The following is a 20,509-nucleotide window of genomic DNA, read 5'->3' as shown; positions in this document are numbered from 1 at the left end:
AGACCTCCCTCTCTCGGCGTTTCTTGCATTCTGGCAGGGGGCGACAGGGGAAGGGGGCGCCGCGCCGAAGGGCCCTTTCAGGCGGCGGGCGGGAGGCGCCGGGAGTTGCCCCGGCGCCCGGTTGTTGTCAGACGCGTTCCAGCGCCACCGCGATGCCTTGGCCGACGCCGATGCACATCGTCGCCAGCGCCCGCGTGCCGCCGGTCTTCACCAGCTCCAGCGCGGCGGTACCCGCGATGCGCGCGCCCGACATGCCGAGGGGGTGACCCAGCGCGATCGCGCCGCCGTTGGGGTTCACCCGCGGGTCGTCATCGGCCACGCCAAGGTCGCGCAGCGTGGCAAGGCCCTGGCTCGCGAAGGCCTCGTTCAACTCGATCACGTCGAAATCGGCGGGGGTGAACCCCAGCCGCGCCATCAGCTTCTTCGAGGCCGGCGCCGGGCCGAAGCCCATGATCCGCGGCGGAACCCCCGCAGTCGCCCCGCCCAGAACCCGGGCGATCGGGGTCAGGCCATGCGCCTTCACCGCCGCCTCGGAGGCGATGATCAGCGCGGCCGCACCGTCGTTCACCCCTGACGCGTTGCCCGCGGTGATCGTGCCGCCCTCGCGCACGATGGGGCGCAGCTTGGCCAGCGCCTCAAGCGTCGTCTCGGGGCGGGGGTGTTCGTCGGTGTCCACCATCTTCGGGTCGCCCTTGCGCTGGGGAATGCTGACCGGAACGATTTCTTCCGCCAGCCGCCCGTTGGCCATCGCCCGGCCCGCCTTCTGCTGCGAGCGGATGGCGAAGGCGTCCTGGTCCCCGCGGCTGACCTTGAAGTCGTCGGCAACGTTCTCGGCCGTTTCGGGCATCGAATCGACGCCGAATTCCGCCTTCATCTTCCTGTTGACGAAGCGCCAGCCAATGGTCGTGTCGTAGACCGCGTTCGACCGCGAAAAGGCGGTCTCGGCCTTCGGCATCACGAAGGGGGCGCGGGTCATGCTCTCGACCCCGCCGACGATCATCAGATCGGCCTCGCCGGCCTTGATCGCGCGGGCCGCGGTCATCAGCGCGTCCATGCCCGAGCCGCAGAGCCGGTTGATCGTGTTGCCCGGCACCGCCACCGGCAGGCCCGCCAGAAGCACTGCCATGCGGCCGACGTTGCGGTTGTCCTCGCCCGCCTGGTTGGCGCAGCCGAGGAGGACATCCTCGACCGCTTCCCAGTCGACCGAGGGGTTGCGGTCCATCAGCGCCTTGAGCGGGATCGCCGCAAGGTCGTCGGCCCGGACCTGGGACAGGGCGCCGCCGAAACGGCCGATGGGGGTGCGGATGTAGTCGCAGATGAAGGCGTCAGCCATGTCACAACTCCGGAACGATGAGGTCGGCGACGGGGCCGGGGCGATGCAGTTCCGCCCCCGTCTGGGCTTGCAGGTCGTCGAAGGAGAGGCCGGCAAGCTTCTCGCGCAGAACGAACCTGCCATCCTCGATATCGACGACGGCGAGCGAGGTATAGACCCGCGTGACGCAGCCCACCCCGGTGAGCGGAAGCGAGCAACGCTCCACCAGCTTGGGCTGGCCCTTCTTGGTGACGTGTTCGGTGATCACCGCCACCCGTTTGGCGCCGTGGACCAGGTCCATCGCGCCGCCCACTGCCGGCACGCCCTTGGGCCCGGTGGACCAGTTCGCAAGGTCGCCGGTCTGGGCCACCTCGTAGGCGCCGAGGATGGCTACGTCGAGGTGGCCGCCGCGGACCATGGCGAAGCTGTCGGCATGGTGAAAGAAGGCAGCCCCCGGCTTCAGCGTGATCGCCTTCTTGCCGGCGTTGATCAGGTCCCAGTCCTCTTCGCCCGGCGCAGGGGCGGGGCCGAAGCCCAATACGCCGTTCTCGGTGTGGAACACCGCCTCGCGCCCCTCGGGCTGGAACTTGGCCACCATCTCGGGGAAGCCGATGCCAAGGTTGACATAGGCGCCGTCAGCGATGTCCTGCGCCGCGCGCCAGGCGATCTGGGCGTTCGTGAGTTTCTCGATCTGATCGGTCATGGGTGGTGTGCCTCCGCGCGGTTGAGCGCCTCTTCCTGCGCCGGGGTCGCCACTTCCACGAGGCCGTCGACGAAGAGGCCCGGGGTGATCACCGCCTCGGGGTCGATGCCGCCGGGGGCGACCAGCTTGGTGACCTGTACGATGGTGCGCTCGGCCGCCGTCGCCATCAGGGGCGCGAAGTTGCGGGCGGCCATGCGATAGGTGAGGTTGCCCATCGTGTCGCCGATCTCGGCCTTGATCAGTGCGACGTCGGCCTTGAGCCAGCGCTCGCGGATGTAGTGCTTGCCGTCGAATTCCTCGACCGGCTTGCCGTTCGCCAGCTCGGTGCCGTAGCCGGTGGGCGTGTAGAACGCCGGGATGCCCGCGCCGCCGGCCCGGATCCGTTCGGCCAGCGTGCCCTGCGGCACCAGTTCCAGCTCGATCTTGCCCGACAGGTACAGCTCGGTGAAGACCCGCGGATCGGCCGAGCGCGGGAACGAGCAGATCATCTTGGCGACCATGCCCTGTTCGATCATCGCGGCGATGCCGACATGGCCGTTGCCCGCGTTGTTGTTGACGATTGTCAACCCCTTTGGATGGCCGGTCGCGAGGTAACGGTCGATCAGCGCGTGGATGAGCTCGATCGGTGCGCCCGAGCCGCCGAAGCCGCCGATCATCACCGTCGCGCCGTCCTCGATCCCCGCCACCGCCTCGGCCAGCGAGGGAAGTGTCTTGTCCATGAAAAGTCCTCCTGGCCCAGAGGGGTAGGCCCGCCCGACGAGGTTTTCCACGCTCTTCGTTCACATCTTGACATTTGTTCGCATCCTGACAATAGCTGTTCGCATGTCGAACAAAGCTGCCCGCCCGCCAGAGTTCGTGGCCTCCTTCGCCAAGGGGTTGCGGGTGATCGAATGCTTCGGCGCCGACACGCCGCGCCGGTCGATCGCCGAGGTCGCCGCCGTCACCGGGTTCGATCGGGCCACCGCAAGGCGCTGTCTGCTGACCCTGCACCACGAGGGCTATGCGGATTACGACGGCAAGTTCTTCACCCTCACGCCCCGGACGCTGCGGCTGGGAATGGGGGCGCTGGCCTCGCTGCCGCTGCCGCAGGTGGTGCAACCCTGGCTCGATCAGCTGACCGAGCGGATCGGGCAAAGCTGTTCCGTCTCGATCCTCGACGAGACCGAGATCGTCTACCTTGCGCGGGCGGCGCAGCGGCGGGTGATGTCGATCGGGCTGATGCCGGGGTCGCGGCTGCCGGCGCATTGCACGTCGATGGGGCGGGTGCTGCTGGCCGCGCTGCCCGAGGCGGAGGCGCGCGCGCTGGTCGAGGCCTCGGACCTGACGCCGCGCACGGCGTGGAGCGTGACCGAGCCCGACGAGATCATGGCGCGGATCGGGCTGGTCCGGGCGCAGGGCTATGCGCTGATCGAGCAGGAGGTGGAGGTCGGGCTGCGGTCGCTTGCCGTGCCGCTGTTCGACAGCCATGGCCGGGTGGTGGCCGCGCTCAACAGTGGGATGGGGGTGACGCAGGACCCGCCGGAAACCCTGGTGGAGCGCTACCTGCCGGAACTCACGCGGGTGCAGGCCGGGCTGCGGCGGGTGCTGCGCTAGGGCGCTCCGACGCCATCGTCTGTGCCGCCGCCGACGGCGCACTTCATTTGCCATGCCCGTCGTGGTTGAATCTATCAGGCTGATGCTCCCCGTGCCCGACATTCGCGCCGTGCCCATGCCCACCGTGCCCACGCGCGCCGTGCCCATGCGCACCGGGGTCGAGCGCGTGGACGTGGTGATGCGCGTGTTCGCGGCCGTCGTGGGTGTGGCGGTGCACATGGGTGAGGCCCGCGCGGCGCAAGAGGTCGTGGTCGGCCAGCAGGTCGGCGGGCCGACCGTCGGCGATCACCTTGCCCGCGACCATCACCACCGCGCGATCGGCGATGGCGGGGACGATGTCCAGCTCATGCGTCGCGGTGACGATGGTCTTGCCGGCCAGTTCCGGGCTGCCCAGCCGGTGCACCAGCGCATCGCGGTTCGCGGGGTCGAGTGCGGCGGTCGGTTCGTCGAGCAGAAGCACCTCGGGCCCGGTCACCAGCACCGAGGCCAGTGCGACGCGCTTCTTCTCGCCGCCCGACAGGCGGTGGGGTGGACGGTCGCGCAGGGGGCCGAGGTCATGCGCGGCCAGCGCCTCCTCGACCCGGGCCCGGGTCTCCTCGGCCGTCCAGCCCATCTGCAGGGGACCGAAGGCGATTTCGTCGAACACCGTCGGGTTGAAGAGCTGGACGTCGGGCGACTGGAACACCAGGCCCACCCGGCGGCGGAAGGCGTGGTTGCGTGCGGGGTCGGCGAATTGCGCCTCGGTCAGCGGCGCGCCGAAGGCCCGCGCCGTGCCGCCGGTGGCGAAGGACAGTGCGCACATCAGGCGCAGCAGGGTCGACTTGCCCGACCCGTTCGGCCCCAGAAGCGCCACCCGCTCCCCCGCCCGGATGCCCAGGGTGAGCCCGTCGAGGGCGGTGGTGTCGCGGTAGGTGAAGCGCAGCGCTTCGAGGTCGTACACGTCGGTCATGCCTGTCCCCAGAGGATCGCCACGGGCACCGCCAGCGCGCAGGCCAGCGCCAGCCAGTCGCGTGGGCGGATACGGAATTCGTCGATCAGCCGTACCTCGCCGCGGTAGCCGCGCGCGACCATCGCCAGGTGCACCTCTCCCGCGAGGTCGAGCGACCGCAAGAGAAGCGCACCGACCGCGCCGACGACGAGGCGCCGCTCCGCCTTGGGCGGCAGCGGGCCGAGGAGGCGGGCGCGCCGGGCCTCGACCATCTCGGCCGCGCTTTCGAGCAGCAGGAAGATGTAGCGATGCGTCATCCCCAGGATCGCGACCAGGGCCACCGGCACGCGCAGGCTGCGCAGCGCCTTGAGGACATGCGGCCAGGGCGTGGTCAGCACCAGCAGCACGGCGAAGCTCGCGGCGGTTTCCGCCCGGCCCAGCAGGAAGGCGGCGCTGACCAGTCCCGGCCCGCTCACCGGCAGCCCCGCCACCAGCGGGGCGCCGGGCACGAGGAACAGCGCGGGCAGGGCGAGCGCGCCGGAAAACAGCCCGACGCCGATCCACACCTGCCGCGCCAGCCGCCACAGCGGAATGCGCGACGCCAGCGCCAGCGCGCAGGCCAGCACGAAGAGCGCGCCCAGTATCTCCAGCCGGTGGGTCAGCGTGGCCGAGAGCACCAGCGCCCCCAGCCCCGCCACCTTGATCCGGGGGTCCAGCCCTTGCAGCAGCCCCCGCCGCGAGGCCATCTGCTCGGCGCTCCGCGCATGTTCCGCCACCGCGCCAAGGCCGCGCAGCACCCGATCCAGTGCGCCGCCCTTCCGGCGCCCTGTCGGCCCGCAGTCGCAGGCGCCGTAGCCCGCGGGGGCGGGCGAGGGCGAGGGCACCGTATCGCTCACGCGTCGATCCGCCGCCGCGCGGCCAGCGCCGAGAGGCCGGCGAAGACCAGAACGATCAGCCCGCCGCCGACCATCGCCGACAGGATGTAGCCGAAGATCTCGCTGTGCAGGAAGGCAGGGGCGTAATCCGGCATCGGCGCGGTCCAGATCTCGGACAACCGGGCCAGGCCCGCGGGGGGCGCCTGCGGCGGGGCCGCGCCCGAGGCGGCCGCCATCGCGTCGCGCCCGGCCCGGCTGGCGAAGTCCGCAGCGCGCCATTCGCCCCAGGCGGTGCCGGCGGCAAGGAGGCCTAGCGGGCTCAGCACCATCAGCGCGCCCACCCCGGCCCAGAGCCTGCGGGTTCCGCGCCATCCGGCTCCCGCAGCGGTGTCTTTGCCAAACTCGGTGCCTGCCTCGGTGCCTGCCTCGGTGCGGGATCCGCGCCCGGGCGACGTCAGCAGCGTCGGGTCGGCGCGTTGCAGATAGGCGACGAGCCCCCCGGTGATCACCGCTTCGGCCAGCCCCGCGAAGGTCAAGTGCCCGATCAGCATCGCCGGCACCGCGACCGACAGCGGGTAGGGCGCGTAAAGCGGCGTGCCGTCGGCTGCGTGGAACAGCATCGGCTGAACGCCGAATTCCACCCCGGCGCAAAGCGCCGCCACGTTGATCGACAGGTAGCCCGCCAGCGCCGCGGCCACCACCCGGCGCCGCGACGCGACCCCCGAGCTTCCGGCGAAGAGATGGTAGAGCGCCCAGCCCGCGAAGGGCCCGACGATCCCCATGTTCAGGCAATTCGCACCATAGGCCGTCAGCCCGCCGTCGCCGAAGAATACCGCCTGCACCAGCAGCGCGATCGAGATCGCCGCGACCGCGGGCCAGGGCCCCAGCACGATCGCGGCGATGGTCATGCCGACCGCGTGCCCGCTCGTGCCCCCGGGCAGCGGCAGGTTGAACATCATCACCACGAAGCAGAAGGCCGAGACCACGGCGATGAGCGGCACCGCCCTGGTCTGCATAAGCGCCGAGACCCGGCGCGAGGCGACGTACCAGAAGGGCAGGGCGGCCGCGTAGGTCACCGCGCAGGTCTGGGGCGAGAGGTACCCGTCGGGGATATGCATGCGGCGGGCCTCGTCCTTGCGCTGCGCTGTTCGGGGCAAGGCGGCGCTTCGCACCGGCCCGCCCCGACTCGTCTCCGGCAGGCTAGCGCCGGGCAGGGCGGGGCGGCAATCGGAATATGATTTTTTTGTTGAGTTATCATACCGGCAGATGAGGGCCGGGGCAAAGATTGGACTTTGGAGGGAGCGGGACCACTGACGGCGCGGGCCGGGAGACGGGGCGGCGACAGGGCTTGGTCGGCAGATGTCTTGGCAGACAGGGCGGGACAGCAGGCAGGGCGGGGACGACAGATGGGACGGCATGGAAGACAGGGCGGCGCAGCGGACAGAGCGTGACTGGGACATGGCCGGACGGCGGATAGGGTGGAACGGCACACAGGGCGGCACGACAGACGGGACGGCACGGAAGAGGTGGATAGACCAGGACGGCAGAGAGGGGGCGCGCGGACAGGGTAGGGCGGCGCACAGGGCGGGGGCGACAGACGGGACGGCATGGAAGACGGGGCTGGGTGACGACTAGGCGGTCAAAGGACGCGCGCCGGAATGCCTCGGAAATGGACTTTATCCCCCGGACGGGCGACAACGGTCCCGCCCCCGGCCCGTCGCCCGGGGGGCGGAACGCCGGAGCCCCGTCATGCAGCGCATCACCATCACCCTCGAAGACGAGCTTCTGGCCGAGCTCGACGCCTTCATGGAGCGGTCCTCGGCCTCGAACCGATCCGAGGCGTTGCGCGACCTGATGCGCCGGGGGCTGGCGCGCGAGGCGCCGGACGAGGCCGATTGCGTGGCCGTGGTCAGCTACACGCTCGACCTTTCTCGGCGCGATCTGGTGCGCCGCGTCCCCCTGCGCCGGCACGAGCGGCACGACCGTGCGATCGCCTCGCTCTCGGTGCCCGTCGACCATGAGGAGGCCCTGGAGGTCACGGTGATGCGCGGCCCGGTGGCCGAGGTCGAAAGCTTCGCCCACGGCCTTTTCCTGGAACGCGGCGTCCGCCACGGCAGGCTCGCCCTGATCCCGGTCACCACCGAGATCGAGGAGCACGACCATGGCGAGGGCGCCCACAGTCATAGCCACCTCAAGGTGCGCGACAGCTTCTGAGGGGGACGTCCTTCGGGACAGTCCCAAGCAGGTTCAGCCACCCCGGTACAATTCGGACGCCCCGTCTTCGGGCCTGATCCGACCTTCCTCGCCCTGGGTCCCCGGGGCCGACGCAGGAACACCTCGTCCTTCCGTCCGGCCGCTCGGCTAGCGCCAGATACTACCGTTGCATGCGGCGCACCCCTCGCGGAGTGTCCGCCGCAATTCCGGACGCAGGGCCCGGGGTGGTCAGGCGCCGGAACGCATCGTCCTTCCGTTCGGCCACTCGGTCAAGGCCAGTCACCACCGCCCGTCGCATCCGGCGGCGCCCTCGAGCCGTGTTCGCCGAAGTCTCGGACGCGTCGCCCGGGAGGGGGGCGACGCCGGACCGCGCCGTCCCTCCGTTCGGCCAGCCGGCCAGTGCCGTGCACCGCCACACCCGGCGGTGCCACTCACGTAGCGATTACCGCACCCGGACGCACGGCCCGTGGCGGTGCGGCGCCGGACCGTGCCGTGCTTCCGCTCGGTCACCCGGCCAAGGCCAGCCCGCCCATCGCCCCGGACGCACGGCCCTGGCGGCACGGCGTGGCGCGTGCGGCCTTACCCCGCCGCCTTCGCCAGCGCCTGGTCGAGGTCGGCGATCAGGTCGTCGGCATCCTCGATCCCGATCGAGACGCGCACCATCTCGGGCGCAGCGCCCGCCGCGCGCTGCTGATCCTCTTCCAGCTGCCGGTGGGTGGTCGAGGCCGGGTGGATGATCAGCGACCGCGCATCGCCGAGGTTCGCCACATGGCTGAACAATTCGAGGCTGTCCACCAGCCGCACGCAGGCGTCGTAGCCCCCCTTCACCCCGAAGGTGAAGAGCGCCCCGGCCCCCTTCGGCAACAGCGCCTTGGCCCGGTCGTGGTAGGGCGAGGAGGCAAGCCCCGGATAGGTCACCTCCGTCACCCGCGGATCGGCCTCGAGCCAGGCGGCCAGCTTCTCGGCATTCTCGACATGGCGCGCCATGCGCAGCGACAGCGTCTCGATCCCCATCAGAGTGTAATGCGCGGCCTGCGGGTTCATCGTCATGCCCAGATCGCGCAAGCCCACGGCGATGCCGTGGAAGGTGAAGGCCAGGCTGCCGAAGGTCTCGTGGAACTTCAGCCCGTGATAGGCGGGTTCGGGCTGGCTGAGCGAGGGGAACTTGTCGCTCGCCGACCAGTCGAAAGTGCCGCTGTCGACCACCGCTCCGCCGGTGACGGTGCCGTTCCCGGTCAGGTATTTGGTCGTCGAATGCACCACCAGCGCCGCGCCATGCTCGATCGGCCGGCACAGGTAAGGGGTGGACGAGGTGTTGTCGACGATCAGCGGCAGCCCCGCCTCCCGCGCCACGGCCGAAATGGCGTCAAGGTCGGTGACATAGCCGCCGGGATTGGCGATGGTCTCGCAGAAGACCGCGCGGGTGTCGTCGTCGATCGCCCCCCGCACCGCGTCCAGATCGTCGAAATCGACGAATTTCGCCGACCAGCCGAAACGCCGGATCGTCTGGCTGAACTGGGTGATCGTGCCGCCGTAAAGCCGTGTCGAGACGACGACATTCCGCCCCGGCGCCATCAGCGGGAAAAGCGCCAGCAACTGTGCCGCGTGACCCGAGGAACAGCACACGGCCCCGGCACCGCCCTCCAGCGTCGCGATCCGCTCCTGCAGCACGGCGACCGTCGGATTGGTCAGCCGCGAATAGATATACCCCACCTCCTGCAGGTTGAAGAGCGCTGCCGCATGGTCCGCATCCCGGAACACGTAGGCCGTGGTCTGGTAGATCGGCGTCTGCCGCGCCCCGGTCGCCGGGTCCGGCCGGGCACCGGCATGGATCTGCAACGTGTCGAAACCATAGGTCTTGCTCATCGGGGCCTCCTCGCTTGCCACATGCGCGTGTCGACGCGGAGCCTAGGCCACCCCCGGCCGACACACAACACGCCCCGGAACATGGCCCCGCGCCGCCCGGCCGCGCAGGCAAAACCGCCCCGCCTTCTTCTGAGCGCAAATATCCCGGGGAGCGCGAGGGGCCGGCCCCTCGCTCCCGGCCTCTCGCTCCCGGCCTCTCCGCTCGCAAACCGCCGCCAGAGCTCACCGCAGCCAGAGCTTCTCGCGCTTGATCGCGTTGCGGATCATCTGCTCGCGCCGGGGCAGGTCGTCGCGATCGAACATCGCCCGCACCCGGGCGCCCTTGCCCTGGTAAACCAGCTTGCGCATCGCCTCGGACCCGCGCAACAGCTTCTTGATCGGGTTCGGTGCGGAGACCTGCTCGAGCACCTCGACCACCCTGTCGCTCTCGCGTGCGTAAAGCAGCGGCAGCAGGCGATAGTGACAGGTGACGTCCCCGTCCAGCCCCGCCAGCTCCGGCCCCGGCCGCCCGCCGCCGAGCCCGTGGATCACCAGCGGCAGCGCCACCTGGTCAAGCCACGGATCCAACGGCTGGCAGACGATCTCTTCCGGCCCGTCGTCGCGGATCGCCAACGCGGTCTCGAGGAAACGCTTCCCGAATGCCGCGGGCGAACGATGAAAGAACCAGCCCGCGTTGAAATAGAGGTAGCGCTCCCAGTATTCGTCGGGCTGGCCCAGGTCGAGCGTGCTCTCGAACTCCAGCCCGAACCTGTCGTAAAGCGATTTCCACGTCGCCGTGTAGCCCGGTCCGTAAAGCGCGATCTCCGGCCAGGTTCCCTCGCGCCGCATCGAGGCCGAGGGACGGTCGAAATCGAACCCCACGCGCCCCAGCTCGCCGGTCACCAGCGTGTCGGTGTCGAAGAAGACGAACGGCGCGTCAGGCAGGGCCGACAGCGCCTCGATCTTGTTGCCGTAGGGATAGGCGGCGCCGAAATGGCGGCTCTCGAAGGGCAAGAAGGTCGCGCCGAGCGCGATCAGCATCTCGCGGGTCTGCGGGTCGGCGATGCGTGGATCCTGCGGCCAGAGCGGTCCGGGCTGCGGCTCGGCGATGAACAGCCGGCCCGAGAAATCCGGGTTGGTGGCCCGCAGCGAGGCCGCGAACAAAAGCGCCTCGTGCTGCAACCGCCCGGCCTGCGCGACGATCACGATGTTGAAGACGGTCCCGCTATCCCCCACCGGACCCGCGGCCGCCCCCTCTGCCTGACCCCGGGCCGGGATCCCGGTCCCTGCGGCCCCCGTCCGTCCCACTCTGTTCTCTGCCATCGCTGCCTCGGCACTTTTGCCCGGCAGTATAAGGGCTTTCCCCCCCGAAGAAAGGGCCCTTCCGCCCATCCGAAAGCGCGCCCCTTGCCGTCAAACACGCCACGCGGCACCAGGGGTCAAAGCCACGCCCCCCTTCTTCTGAGCGGAAATATCCCGGGGGTCCGGGGGCTGGCCCCCGGCCGCGCCGCCGGTCATGCCAAGGGTCACGCGAAGGTCGGGTCAGCTGCGGGTCAGCTCGACCCCTGTGCCCCTTTCGGCGGCTCGTAGACGCCCTGCGCCTTGAGCGTGTCGATCACTTCCTTCGGCATGTAGGTCGCGTCGTGCTTGGCAAGGATCTCGCGCGCGATGAAGGTGCCATGTTCCATATGTCCGGTCGCGATCATGCCCGACCCCTCGGAGAAGAGGTCTGGCAGCACGCCGGTGAAGCGCACGGGGATCGCCGACTTGGTGTCGGTCACGTCGAAGGTGATGGTCTTGCCGTCGCCGCGCACCAGCGTGCCCTTCTTGACGAGGCCGCCGATGCGGAAGATCTCGAACGAAGGGGGGGCCTTCTCGGCCACCTGGGTGGGCGTGCGGTAGAAGTTGATGCCGCCGCGGAACGCGTAGCCCACCAGCGCGGTCGACAGCACCAGCGCCACCGCCGCCACCACGATGATCTGTATCCGCCGCTTCTTCTTCAGGCTTTTCATCGACCCCTCCGCCAGGTGCTGTGCCGGCGCCAAGAGCAAAGCCCCCGAGGGGCCCGCAAGTCAAGTATTCGCGCCCGCGCATGTGATGCGCGCCGCCCCGGCCACCGGTGGCCCTCCGCCCGCACCATATGGCGCGGCCCGCCCCGCTTGGCCAGAGCGCGGGGGCGCGACGATCCGCTGCACCCTACCCGTGTTCACGTCGGCGTGCCTTGCGCTGGATCAACGGGGCAACGGTCCGGCGCGGCGTCTGGCGGGGCGTCGGCGGGGGAGGCGCCGCTCAGGCCTTCTCGAACGTGATCGGGCGGCGCAGGAACTGGACCGCCTTGGACGAGACCCGCGCCGGGTCGCCGGTGGTCAGGAACCTGCGTTCCGTCCCCGGGCCGACCATGTCGGGATGCCGGGTCAGGTAGTCGGCAAGGCTGGCGGCCACCAGCGCGGCCTGGCTGTAGACCGTGACACCGTCACCCAGAGCGGTCTGAAAGGTCTTCTGCATCAGCGGGTAATGCGTGCAGCCGAGGATCGCGGCCTCGGGGTGCGGCATTCGCCGCTTGAGCGCCTCGACATGGGAGTTCACCAGCGCCTCGGCCAGGATCTCGTCGCCGTCCTCGATCGCGTCGACCACGCCGCCGCAGGGCTGGGCCTCGACATCCACGCCGATCGCGCGAAAGGCGAGTTCGCGCTGGAAGGCGCGCGACGAGACGGTGGCGGGGGTGGCGAACAGCGCCACATGCTTCACCGCCACCTCGCGGGGCGGGGAATTGTCGCCCCATTTGCGTTCGGTCAGCGCCTCGATCATCGGAACGAACACCCCCAGCACGCGTTTTTCCGGCGGCAGCCAGGTCTCCTGCATCCGCTTCAGCGCATTCGCCGCGGCGGTGTTGCAGGCCAGCACGACGAGGTCGCAGCCCTCGTCCCACATCCGTTCCACGGCGGCGCAGGTCAGGTTGTAGATGTCCTCCGCGGTGCGGACGCCATAGGGAGCGTGGGCGCTGTCGGCAAAGTAGACGAAGGGCACTTCCGGCAGGCGCTGGGTCACGGCCTCAAGCACGGTCAATCCGCCAAGGCCTGAATCGAACACCCCAACCGCCATAGCGCGCCCCTTTCAACTTCGGGGCGCAAGGCCCCGTCAGACCTTGTATTTTTCCTCGAACTCGAAGCCGTGTTCGTAGGATTTCAAGGGTTCCGGAGACAAGTCATACGTGGCCCTGCGCAGGAAATCCATCATCTGTTTGCTGTCCGACCGCAGCGCCGCGATCTGTGACGGCGGGATCGGATCGCCGACCACCACCTTGACCGACCGGCCGACGCGGGCGCGGAATTCCTTGATCAGGAGGCCCATGCGCAAAGTGGGGTGCAGATGGCTCATGACCTGGAAGAGGCGCGAGTTGTGGCCCTCGAAGAAGACCGGCACGACGGTGGCCCCCGACTTGGCGATCATCTTGGCGGTGAAGTTGCGCCAGCCCGGGTCCATTGGCCGGCCGAAGGGTCTGGCGGCGGTCGAGACGGTGCCGCCCGGGAACACCCCGATCGCGCCGCCGCGGCCGAGGTAGGAAAGCGCCTCGGCGCGCGTCTCGAGGTTGAGCTTCACCGCCTCCTTCGTGTCGTCGAACGAGATCGGCAGGATGATGCGGCGGATATCCTCGGCCCGTTTGAAGACATTATGCGCGAGGATGCGGAAATCGCCCCGCGCACGGTCGAGCAGGAGTCCCAGCATCAGCCCGTCGAGAATGCCGTAAGGGTGATTGGCGATCACCACGACAGGGCCCGCGGCGGGGATGTTCGACAGCGCCCCGCCGGTGACCTGCAGCGTCAGGCCGTAACGTTCCGCGATCACCTCCCAGAAGCTGCGGCCCTCGGCCACCTCAAGCTCATAGCCGCGGGCACGCCGGATCAGGCCCAGCCGGCCGGTGGAATTTTCCATGGCGCGGATCAGCGCCCGGCCGCTGCGCGATCGGGCCGAGTAGGAATAGCTGATCTCGCGGGCGGCCTCGTTCGTCATCTGTCTCGTCCGGATCGGAAGGGGGGCGTGGTCGCTGCGCTCAAACCATATACCACGGCCCCCCAAAGATCACGAAATCGCGACAGTTCTGCGACAGGCCTTCGGGCGGCCCGTCGCGCGGGGCTCATTCCGCCGCGTGGCGCATCCCGCCCGCGCCCTTGCGGAACGTCTCGAAGAGCTGGGCGTGCAGGCCCTCGGCCTTCTTCGCGTTGGCCTCCTTGACCGGGCCGAAGCCACGGATCTTCAGCGGCAGCTCGGCAATCTTCACCGCCGTCTCGAGGTTGGACGAGGTCAGATCGGAAAGCACCTCGGCGATGTCGGCCTCGTAGCTCTTGATCAGGGCCCGTTCCGCGCGGCGTTCGGCCGAGCGGCCGAAGGGATCGAAGGGTGTGCCGCGCAGGCCCTTCATCGCGGCCAGAAGCCGGAACCAGCGCAGCATGCCCGGCCCGAAGGTCCGTTTCACCGGGCGGCCGTCGGAACCTTCCTTCGACAGGATCGGCGGGGCGAGGTGGAAGGACATGCGGAAATCGCCGTCGAATTCCTCGCGCGCCTTGGCCAGGGTGTCGAGGTGCAGCCGAGCGACCTCGTATTCGTCCTTGTAGGCCAGCACCTTGTGATAGCCCTTGGCCACCGCTTCCTTGAGGGTCGCGTCGCCGATCCCGTCGACCAGCCTGCGGTAGCGTTTCGCCAGCCGCTTGCCCTGGTAGGCGGTCAGGTGATCGGCGCGGAAGGCGATCTTTTCCTCGAGGCTCTTCGGCAGCGCCAGAACCTTCGGCGTGGCGGCACGCGCCGCGTCCTCGGGGTGTTCGCAGGCCCAGCGGCCAATCTCGAAGGCGCGCTTGTTGGCGTCGACCGCCGCACCGTTGAGCTCGATCGCCGTCAGGATCGCCTCGTGTGAGATCGGGATCAGCCCGGCCTGCCACGCGGCACCGAAGACCATCATGTTTGAATAGATCGAATCGCCCATCACCACGCGGGCCAGTTCCGTCGCGTCGAAGAGGCCCACGCGCTCTTTCAGTCGGGCCTGAAGCGACAGCTCCAGCTGGTCCGAGGGGATGCGGAATTCCGTGTCGCGGGTGAATTCGCCGGTGACGATGTCGTGGCTGTTGACCACCGCGCCGGTGCGTCCCGTGGTCATCAGGCCGAGCGTCTTCGCGCCTGCCGTCACCACCAGATCGCCGCCGATCACCGCGTCGGCCTCGCCCACGGCGACACGGATCGCGCTGATGTCCTCGGGCCGGTTGGCGATGCGGCAATGGATGTGCACCGCGCCGCCCTTCTGGGCGAGGCCCGCCATCTCCATCATGCCGGCGCCCTTGCCATCGACATGGGCGGCCATGGCAAGGATCGCGCCCACCGTCACCACGCCGGTGCCGCCGACGCCGGTGATCACCACGTTATGGGTGCCGTCGATCGCGGGGAGGGCAGGGGCGGGCAGGTCCGGCAGGTCGATCTTGACGGTCGCCGCCTTCTTCACCTTGGCGCCCTCCAGCGTCACGAAAGAGGGGCAGAATCCCTTGAGACAGGAGAAATCCTTGTTGCACGACGACTGGTCGATCGCGCGCTTGCGGCCGAATTCGGTTTCCTTCGGCACGATCGAGACGCAGTTCGACTGCACCCCGCAATCGCCGCAGCCCTCGCAGACGTCGGTGTTGATGAACACCCGCTTGTCGGGGTCGGGGAACTTGCCGCGCTTGCGGCGACGGCGCTTCTCGGCCGCGCAGGTCTGGACGTAGACAATGGCCGAGACGCCCTTCACCTTGGCAAGCTTTTCCTGCACCGACATCAGGTCGGCGCGCTCGTAGGTCTCGATGCCCGAGGGGAATGCCTTGAGGTCGATTTCTTCCTTCTCGTCGTAGACCAGCGCGATGGTCTGGACGCCCATCGCCTGGATCTCGCGCACGATGCGGTCGGCGGTGAGGCCGCCCTCGTTCGTCTGGCCGCCGGTCATGGCGACCGCGTCGTTGAAGAGGATCTTGTAGGTGATGTTGGTGCCGGCGGCGAGGGCCGCGCGGATCGCCTGCACGCCCGAGTGGTTGTAGGTGCCGTCGCCCAGGTTCTGGAAGATGTGGTCGCGGGTCGAGAACGGCGCCTCGCCGATCCAGTTCGCACCCTCGCCGCCCATGTGGGTGAAGCCCATGGTCGAGCGGTCCATCCATTGTACCATGTAGTGACAGCCGATGCCGGCATAGGCGCGCGACCCCTCGGGAACCCTGGTCGAGGTGTTGTGCGGGCAGCCCGAGCAGAAATAGGGCAGGCGGGCCGCCATATCCTGTGCGTTGTCGGCCTTGCGGGCCTCTTCCAGCCGCTGCATGCCGGCGCGCATCCGGTCGGTGCCGCGGCCTTCCTCGACGAAGATCTCGCCCAGCTTCTCGGCGATCATGATCGGGTCGAGGGCGTAGCGGGTGGGGAACAGCTCCACCTGCCGGCCATGTTCCCAGCTGTCGCCCTTGTGCCAGCCGTAGACCCGGCGGCCGCCGCGGTCGTCGAACAAGGTTTCCTTGACCTGTACCTCGATCAGCTTGCGCTTTTCCTCGACCACGATGACCAGATCGAGACCGTCAGCCCATTCGTGAAAGCTTTCCATGTCGAGGGGGAAGGTCTGCGCCACCTTGTAGGTGGTGATGCCCAGACGCTCCGCCTCGGTCTCGTCGATGCCGAGAAGGGCCAGCGCATGTTGCAGGTCGAGCCAGTTCTTGCCGGCCGCGACAAGGCCGATCTTGGCGCCGGGCTTGCCCCAGACGCGGCGGTCGATCCGGTTCGTGCGGGCAAATGCCTCGGCCGCGAAGCGCTTGTAGTCGATCATCCGCGCTTCCTGCGCGACCGGCGTGTCGCCGAGGCGGATGTTCAGCCCGCCCTGAGGCATCTTGAAGTCGGGGGTGACGAAACTCTGGCGGAACGGGTCGCCGTCGATCACCGCCGTCGCCTCGATCGTGTCCTTCATGGTCTTGAGGCCGACCCAGACCCCGGCATAGCGGCTGAGCGCCCAGCCGTAGAGCCCGAGGTCGAGGATCTCCTGCACGCCGGCGGGGGACACCACGGGCATGTAGGCATCGACCATGGCCCAGTCGGACTGGTGCAGGGTGGTCGAGGATTCGCCGGTGTGGTCGTCGCCCATCGCCATCAGCACGCCGCCGTTGGGCGAGGTGCCCGCCATGTTGGCATGGCGCATCACGTCGCCCGAGCGGTCGACCCCCGGACCCTTGCCGTACCACAGCGCGAAGACGCCGTCGTACTTGCCCTCGCCGCGCAGCTCGGCCTGCTGTGTGCCCCAGACGGCGGTGGCAGCCAGATCCTCGTTCAGCCCGGGCTGGAACCGGATGTCGTTCTCCGTGAGAAGCTTTTCCGCGCGCGCCATCTGCAGATCGACCCCGCCCAGCGGCGATCCGCGATAGCCCGAGACGTAGCCTCCGGTGTTCAGCCCGGCCTTCGCGTCGCGCGCCTTCTGCATCAGCATGAGACGGACCAGCGCCTGGGTGCCATTCATAAGCACCGGCGACTTGGTCAGGTCGAAACGGTCGGATAGTTTCACATCCTGCCTGCTCATGAAGCACCTCCCCATGCCGATTGAGCTAAACGTCAGTATAGGTCACAAACGCTGACCTACAAGTATGTAAATCGAGCTATGCATCCCTTGCAAGGCAGATTTGCCCGTTTATAAGGGCCGGAAAGGAACGGCCCTGCTGACAAGAGATGGTTTCGTCATGGACTGGGACAAGCTCAGAATCTTTCACGCGGTCGCGGACGCGGGCAGCCTGACCCATGCGGGTGAGTCGCTGCACCTGTCGCAATCCGCCGTTTCCCGGCAAATCCGGGCGCTTGAGGAGAGCCTGAACACCACGCTGTTCCACCGCCACGCGCGGGGGCTGATTCTCACCGAGCAGGGCGAATTGCTGTTCGAGGCGACATCGTCGATGGTCAAACGCCTCGACAGCGCCGCCGCGCGGATTCGCGACACCGAGGACGAGGTGTTCGGCGAACTGCGCGTAACCACCACGATGGGCTTTGGCACGCTGTGGCTGGCGCCGCGGCTGAGCAAGCTTTACGAACGCTACCCCGACCTCAAGATCGACCTGATGCTGGAGGAGCGGGTGCTCGACCTGCCGATGCGCGAGGCCGACGTCGCGATCCGCATGAAGGAGCCGAGCCAGGCCGACCTGATCCGCAAGCGGCTGATGAACATCCGGATGCGGATGTACGCCTCGCGCGATTACCTCGAGGCGCGGGGCACGCCCGAGCGGCCCGAGGATCTGGCCGGGCATCGGCTGATCTGCCAGAACACCGCGGTGGCCCAGGTCGCCGCCGGGGCGGCGCTGGTGCAGAAGCTGCTGACCTACGACATTCCGTCGACGCTCACGGTGAACAATTACTTCGGCGTGCTGCAGGGCGTGAACAGCAACCTCGGCATCGGGGTGCTGCCGGACTACCTGACGCATGACAACCCGAACCTCGTGCGGGTGATGCCCGACGTCGAGTCGAACGAGGTTCCGGTGTTCCTCGCCTATCCGGAGGAGTTGCGCCATTCCAAGCGGGTGGCAGCCTTCCGCGATTTCGTGACCGAAGAGATCGTCGCCTATCGCAAGAGTCAGCAGGAGCGGGCCGAAAAGGCCGCCTGAGCCGTCTTTTCGGCGCATTCATCGCGGGCGTTCAGCCCCGAAAGTGCACGCAAAAGTCGCACTCCATGTCTCGCGTGACAGAGCTATGCGCAAAGCGCATGGCGGGCATGCTGCCTCTGCGGCATCATTTTTCTTGAACCGTGGGGCGTGAGTCCCTAGATCACCTTTCGAAGGCGATGGCGAGGCAACTCGCGGCGCCTTTTACCTCCCTGTTGGACTTTGGCCGAGCTTTGCTCGGCCTTTTTTTTGTCCAATCGGCAGACTGCATAAAATTTCCTCGGAATTATTCGCACTTGCCGCGGAACCGGGCGTCGCCAGGTCGCGCGCCTTTAAAATGTATCTTAGATGTCAGTTTTTTGCCGGATTCCGGGCCAACCCTACCCTTGGTTGCGAGGGTAAGACTTTCTCAACTCTATCGAACCCCCGCCCCCATCGTCGGCACCGAAAAGGTGCCTGCTGGCCGAGGCGGACGCCCGATTGCTCTGGCACCGCTCTGGCCGTCCATCTGAGCAAGAGGAAGAGAACATGTCTGACAGGATCATGAAGACCCCACTGCTCGGGGTCGCCGTCACTGCCCTTTCCATCGCGTTTGCCCCGCCATCCTGGGCGCTGACCGTCGGTGCCGATGTCGGGGGCATAAGTGCCGGTGTCGGTGTGGGGGCTGACAGCAGCGGGGTCGGCGCCGGAGTGGGCGCCGATGTCGGTGGGCTGGGCGTCGGTGCGGGGGCCGGCGTGGGCAGCACGGATAGCGGCGGCCTGGGTGTCGGCGCCGGGGTCGGCGTCGGCTCGTCCGCGGATTCGGGCGGTTCCGGTTCCGGTTCAGGCTCGGGGGGTTCCGGTTCAGGCTCGGGCGGTTCCGGTTCTGGCTCGGGTGGGTCCGGCTCGGGCGGATCCGGTTCTGGTGGGTCCGGCTCTGGCGGCTCGGGAGGCTCAGGGTCCGGCGGCTCCGGCACCGGTGGCGGCTCGGGCGGTGTCGCAAGTGGCGGGTCCGGTGGGTCCGGCTACGGTGGCGGCTCCGGCTATGGCGGCGGTTCGGGCAGCGGCTGGGGCGGGGCCTCGACCGGCATGGCGGCGCGCGGCAACGCCGTGCGGGGTAGCGCCGCTTCGGGCGCCTATGCCTCGCAGCGCTACCTCGGTGCGGTTCTGGTCTCCTCCGACCGGGTCACCCTCGGGATGATCCAGACCGCGAAGCCCTCGGACGGGCGACTTGCGATCGACGTCGCGCTCAACCCCACGCTCGGCCTCGGGTCGCGCAATGTCTCACTGGCGCTGGAGACCCAGGGCCGGCCCGGGCCGCGCATCCGTCTGGACATGACAGCCAACCAGTTCACCCGGCTGATCGGCGGCAACAACTGAGCTTTCCCCCCGCCGGCCGGCGGCACCCCCGAGAGGGCGCGGCATGCGCGCCCTCTCACCGTCCCGGGGGCGGATTCGGCCTTTCCTCTTTGGGGTTCGCCCCCTAAAAGGAGCCGAAATCGCGCTGGGACAGGACCGGGGATGGATATGGACGAGCCGCAGATCACCGAAGAGCTGATTGCCGCGCACGGGCTGAAGCCCGACGAATACGCGCGCATCGAGGAGATCATTGGCCGCACGCCCACCTTCACCGAACTGGGCATCTTCTCGGCGATGTGGAACGAGCATTGTTCCTACAAATCGTCGAAGAAGTGGCTGCGCACGCTGCCGACCACCGGCCCGCAGGTCATCTGCGGCCCGGGCGAGAACGCGGGTGTCGTGGATATCGGCGACGGGCAGGCGGTCGTCTTCAAGATGGAAAGCCACAACCACCCCTCCTACATCGAGCCGCACCAAGGCGCGGCCACCGGGGTGGGGGGCATCCTGCGCGACGTCTTCACCATGGGCGCGCGGCCGATCGCGGCGATGGATTCGCTTTCCTTCGGCGCACCGGACCATCCCAAGACCGCACACCTCGTGAAAGGCGTGGTCGAGGGCGTGGGCGGCTACGGCAATGCCTTCGGCGTGCCGAACCTCGGCGGCGAGGTGCGGTTCCACCCGGCCTATAACGGCAACTGCCTGGTCAACGCCTTCGCGGCGGGTCTGGCGGATGCCGACAAGATCTTCTACTCGGCCGCCTCGGGCGTGGGCATGCCGGTGGTCTATCTCGGCGCCAAGACGGGGCGCGACGGGGTGGGCGGTGCCACCATGGCCTCGGCCGAGTTCGACGACACGATCGAGGAAAAGCGCCCCACTGTGCAGGTCGGCGACCCCTTCACCGAAAAGCGCCTGCTCGAGGCCTGCCTGGAGCTGATGGCGAGCGGAGCGGTGATCTCGATCCAGGACATGGGCGCCGCGGGGCTGACCTGCTCGGCGGTGGAGATGGGCGACAAGGGCAATCTGGGTGTCCGGCTGGATCTGGACCGCGTGCCCTGTCGCGAGGCGGGGATGACGGCC

The 20,509-nt window shown here is 68.6% G+C and carries 17 protein-coding genes; 5 read left to right on the top strand and 12 right to left on the bottom strand.

What is annotated here, in order from left to right:
* Positions 1 to 127 precede the first annotated feature (127 nt).
* The 3 genes from pcaF to CVV76_RS20360 are packed head-to-tail and all read right to left on the bottom strand — an operon-like array spanning position 128 to position 2,734.
* A complete protein-coding gene (gene pcaF / locus CVV76_RS20370) occupies positions 128 to 1,333 on the bottom strand; it encodes a 3-oxoadipyl-CoA thiolase (protein WP_102226533.1) in 1,206 nt (401 codons plus the stop codon).
* Position 1,334: 1 nt separating this feature from the next.
* A complete protein-coding gene (locus CVV76_RS20365; RefSeq protein ID WP_102226532.1) occupies positions 1,335 to 2,015 on the bottom strand; it encodes a CoA transferase subunit B in 681 nt (226 codons plus the stop codon).
* The gene (locus tag CVV76_RS20360; protein ID WP_102226531.1) at positions 2,012 to 2,734 is read right to left on the bottom strand and encodes a 3-oxoacid CoA-transferase subunit A; all 723 of its coding nucleotides are present in this window, start codon (positions 2,732 to 2,734) and stop codon (positions 2,012 to 2,014) included. The genes CVV76_RS20365 and CVV76_RS20360 overlap by 4 nt, the downstream gene beginning before the upstream one ends.
* A 103-nt stretch (positions 2,735 to 2,837) precedes the next feature.
* Here CVV76_RS20360 and CVV76_RS20355 point away from each other — a divergent pair, with 103 nt between their 5' ends.
* On the top strand, positions 2,838 to 3,608 hold the full coding sequence (locus tag CVV76_RS20355; protein WP_102226530.1) for an IclR family transcriptional regulator domain-containing protein: 771 nt from the start codon (positions 2,838 to 2,840) through the stop codon (positions 3,606 to 3,608).
* Positions 3,609 to 3,651: 43 nt separating this feature from the next.
* On the opposite strand, the gene CVV76_RS20350 is transcribed toward CVV76_RS20355, so the two are convergent.
* Genes CVV76_RS20350 through cbiM form a run of 3 tightly spaced genes read right to left on the bottom strand, consistent with a single transcriptional unit; the run spans position 3,652 to position 6,529 of the window.
* A complete protein-coding gene (locus CVV76_RS20350; protein WP_102226529.1) occupies positions 3,652 to 4,557 on the bottom strand; it encodes an energy-coupling factor ABC transporter ATP-binding protein in 906 nt (301 codons plus the stop codon).
* The gene (gene cbiQ / locus CVV76_RS20345) at positions 4,554 to 5,432 is read right to left on the bottom strand and encodes a cobalt ECF transporter T component CbiQ (RefSeq protein ID WP_102226528.1); all 879 of its coding nucleotides are present in this window, start codon (positions 5,430 to 5,432) and stop codon (positions 4,554 to 4,556) included. Before cbiQ ends, CVV76_RS20350 begins: the two co-directional genes overlap by 4 nt.
* Positions 5,429 to 6,529: a cobalt transporter CbiM gene (gene cbiM / locus CVV76_RS20340; RefSeq protein ID WP_102226527.1), complete on the bottom strand. Its 1,101-nt coding sequence runs from the start codon at positions 6,527 to 6,529 to the stop codon at positions 5,429 to 5,431. The genes cbiQ and cbiM overlap by 4 nt, the downstream gene beginning before the upstream one ends.
* A gap of 631 nt (positions 6,530 to 7,160) precedes the next feature.
* On the opposite strand from cbiM, the gene nikR reads away from it, so the two are divergent.
* On the top strand, positions 7,161 to 7,625 hold the full coding sequence (gene nikR, locus CVV76_RS20330; RefSeq protein WP_102226525.1) for a nickel-responsive transcriptional regulator NikR: 465 nt from the start codon (positions 7,161 to 7,163) through the stop codon (positions 7,623 to 7,625).
* Positions 7,626 to 8,204: 579 nt separating this feature from the next.
* On the opposite strand, the gene CVV76_RS20325 is transcribed toward nikR, so the two are convergent.
* The 6 genes from CVV76_RS20325 to CVV76_RS20300 all read right to left on the bottom strand — a co-directional run bounded on the left by CVV76_RS20325 (position 8,205) and on the right by CVV76_RS20300 (position 17,028).
* The gene (locus CVV76_RS20325) at positions 8,205 to 9,491 is read right to left on the bottom strand and encodes an O-acetylhomoserine aminocarboxypropyltransferase/cysteine synthase family protein (protein WP_102226524.1); all 1,287 of its coding nucleotides are present in this window, start codon (positions 9,489 to 9,491) and stop codon (positions 8,205 to 8,207) included.
* A 222-nt stretch (positions 9,492 to 9,713) separates the two neighbouring features.
* On the bottom strand, positions 9,714 to 10,793 hold the full coding sequence (locus CVV76_RS20320) for a hypothetical protein (RefSeq protein WP_233193041.1): 1,080 nt from the start codon (positions 10,791 to 10,793) through the stop codon (positions 9,714 to 9,716).
* A 230-nt stretch (positions 10,794 to 11,023) separates the two neighbouring features.
* On the bottom strand, positions 11,024 to 11,482 hold the full coding sequence (gene ccmE / locus CVV76_RS20315) for a cytochrome c maturation protein CcmE (protein ID WP_102226522.1): 459 nt from the start codon (positions 11,480 to 11,482) through the stop codon (positions 11,024 to 11,026).
* Between the two features lie 277 nt (positions 11,483 to 11,759).
* Positions 11,760 to 12,572 carry a glutamate racemase gene (locus tag CVV76_RS20310; protein ID WP_102226521.1) on the bottom strand — a complete coding sequence of 271 codons (813 nt, stop codon included), beginning with the start codon at positions 12,570 to 12,572 and terminating at the stop codon, positions 11,760 to 11,762.
* Positions 12,573 to 12,608: 36 nt separating this feature from the next.
* Positions 12,609 to 13,481 carry a lysophospholipid acyltransferase family protein gene (locus tag CVV76_RS20305; protein WP_102226520.1) on the bottom strand — a complete coding sequence of 291 codons (873 nt, stop codon included), beginning with the start codon at positions 13,479 to 13,481 and terminating at the stop codon, positions 12,609 to 12,611.
* Between the two features lie 124 nt (positions 13,482 to 13,605).
* Positions 13,606 to 17,028, bottom strand: a complete 3,423-nt coding sequence (locus CVV76_RS20300; protein ID WP_102226519.1) for an indolepyruvate ferredoxin oxidoreductase family protein — start codon at positions 17,026 to 17,028, stop codon at positions 13,606 to 13,608.
* A gap of 157 nt (positions 17,029 to 17,185) precedes the next feature.
* On the opposite strand from CVV76_RS20300, the gene CVV76_RS20295 reads away from it, so the two are divergent.
* The 3 genes from CVV76_RS20295 to CVV76_RS20280 form a co-directional block, all read left to right on the top strand.
* Entirely contained in the window at positions 17,186 to 18,097 is a 912-nt protein-coding gene (locus CVV76_RS20295; RefSeq protein WP_102226518.1) for a LysR family transcriptional regulator, read from the top strand.
* A gap of 1,065 nt (positions 18,098 to 19,162) precedes the next feature.
* Positions 19,163 to 19,453 carry a hypothetical protein gene (locus CVV76_RS20285; RefSeq protein WP_102226517.1) on the top strand — a complete coding sequence of 97 codons (291 nt, stop codon included), beginning with the start codon at positions 19,163 to 19,165 and terminating at the stop codon, positions 19,451 to 19,453.
* 147 nt (positions 19,454 to 19,600) lie between these two features.
* Positions 19,601 to 20,509: AIR synthase related protein (locus tag CVV76_RS20280; RefSeq protein ID WP_233193044.1), on the top strand; the 909-nt coding region annotated here is incomplete at its 3' end.

It is taken from the genome of Acidimangrovimonas sediminis (genome assembly GCF_002871005.1).
Classification (GTDB): Bacteria; Pseudomonadota; Alphaproteobacteria; order Rhodobacterales; family Rhodobacteraceae; genus Acidimangrovimonas; species Acidimangrovimonas sediminis.
The sequence above is the reverse complement of the archived record's forward strand: the minus strand, read 5'-3'. Positions and strand labels throughout refer to the sequence as shown.

Bases quoted from the DNA above. Each gene is read 5' to 3' on its own strand.
- pcaF (WP_102226533.1), bottom strand. From the start codon at position 1,333: ATGGCTGACGCCTTCATCTGCGACTACATCCGCACCCCCATCGGCCGT.
- CVV76_RS20365 (WP_102226532.1), bottom strand. From the start codon at position 2,015: ATGACCGATCAGATCGAGAAACTCACGAACGCCCAGATCGCCTGGCGC.
- CVV76_RS20360 (WP_102226531.1), bottom strand. From the start codon at position 2,734: ATGGACAAGACACTTCCCTCGCTGGCCGAGGCGGTGGCGGGGATCGAG.
- CVV76_RS20355 (WP_102226530.1), top strand. From the start codon at position 2,838: ATGTCGAACAAAGCTGCCCGCCCGCCAGAGTTCGTGGCCTCCTTCGCC.
- CVV76_RS20350 (WP_102226529.1), bottom strand. From the start codon at position 4,557: ATGACCGACGTGTACGACCTCGAAGCGCTGCGCTTCACCTACCGCGAC.
- cbiM (WP_102226527.1), bottom strand. From the start codon at position 6,529: ATGCATATCCCCGACGGGTACCTCTCGCCCCAGACCTGCGCGGTGACC.
- nikR (WP_102226525.1), top strand. From the start codon at position 7,161: ATGCAGCGCATCACCATCACCCTCGAAGACGAGCTTCTGGCCGAGCTC.
- CVV76_RS20325 (WP_102226524.1), bottom strand. From the start codon at position 9,491: ATGAGCAAGACCTATGGTTTCGACACGTTGCAGATCCATGCCGGTGCC.
- CVV76_RS20320 (WP_233193041.1), bottom strand. From the start codon at position 10,793: ATGGCAGAGAACAGAGTGGGACGGACGGGGGCCGCAGGGACCGGGATC.
- ccmE (WP_102226522.1), bottom strand. From the start codon at position 11,482: ATGAAAAGCCTGAAGAAGAAGCGGCGGATACAGATCATCGTGGTGGCG.
- CVV76_RS20310 (WP_102226521.1), bottom strand. From the start codon at position 12,572: ATGGCGGTTGGGGTGTTCGATTCAGGCCTTGGCGGATTGACCGTGCTT.
- CVV76_RS20305 (WP_102226520.1), bottom strand. From the start codon at position 13,481: ATGACGAACGAGGCCGCCCGCGAGATCAGCTATTCCTACTCGGCCCGA.
- CVV76_RS20300 (WP_102226519.1), bottom strand. From the start codon at position 17,028: ATGAGCAGGCAGGATGTGAAACTATCCGACCGTTTCGACCTGACCAAG.
- CVV76_RS20295 (WP_102226518.1), top strand. From the start codon at position 17,186: ATGGACTGGGACAAGCTCAGAATCTTTCACGCGGTCGCGGACGCGGGC.
- CVV76_RS20285 (WP_102226517.1), top strand. From the start codon at position 19,163: ATGGCGGCGCGCGGCAACGCCGTGCGGGGTAGCGCCGCTTCGGGCGCC.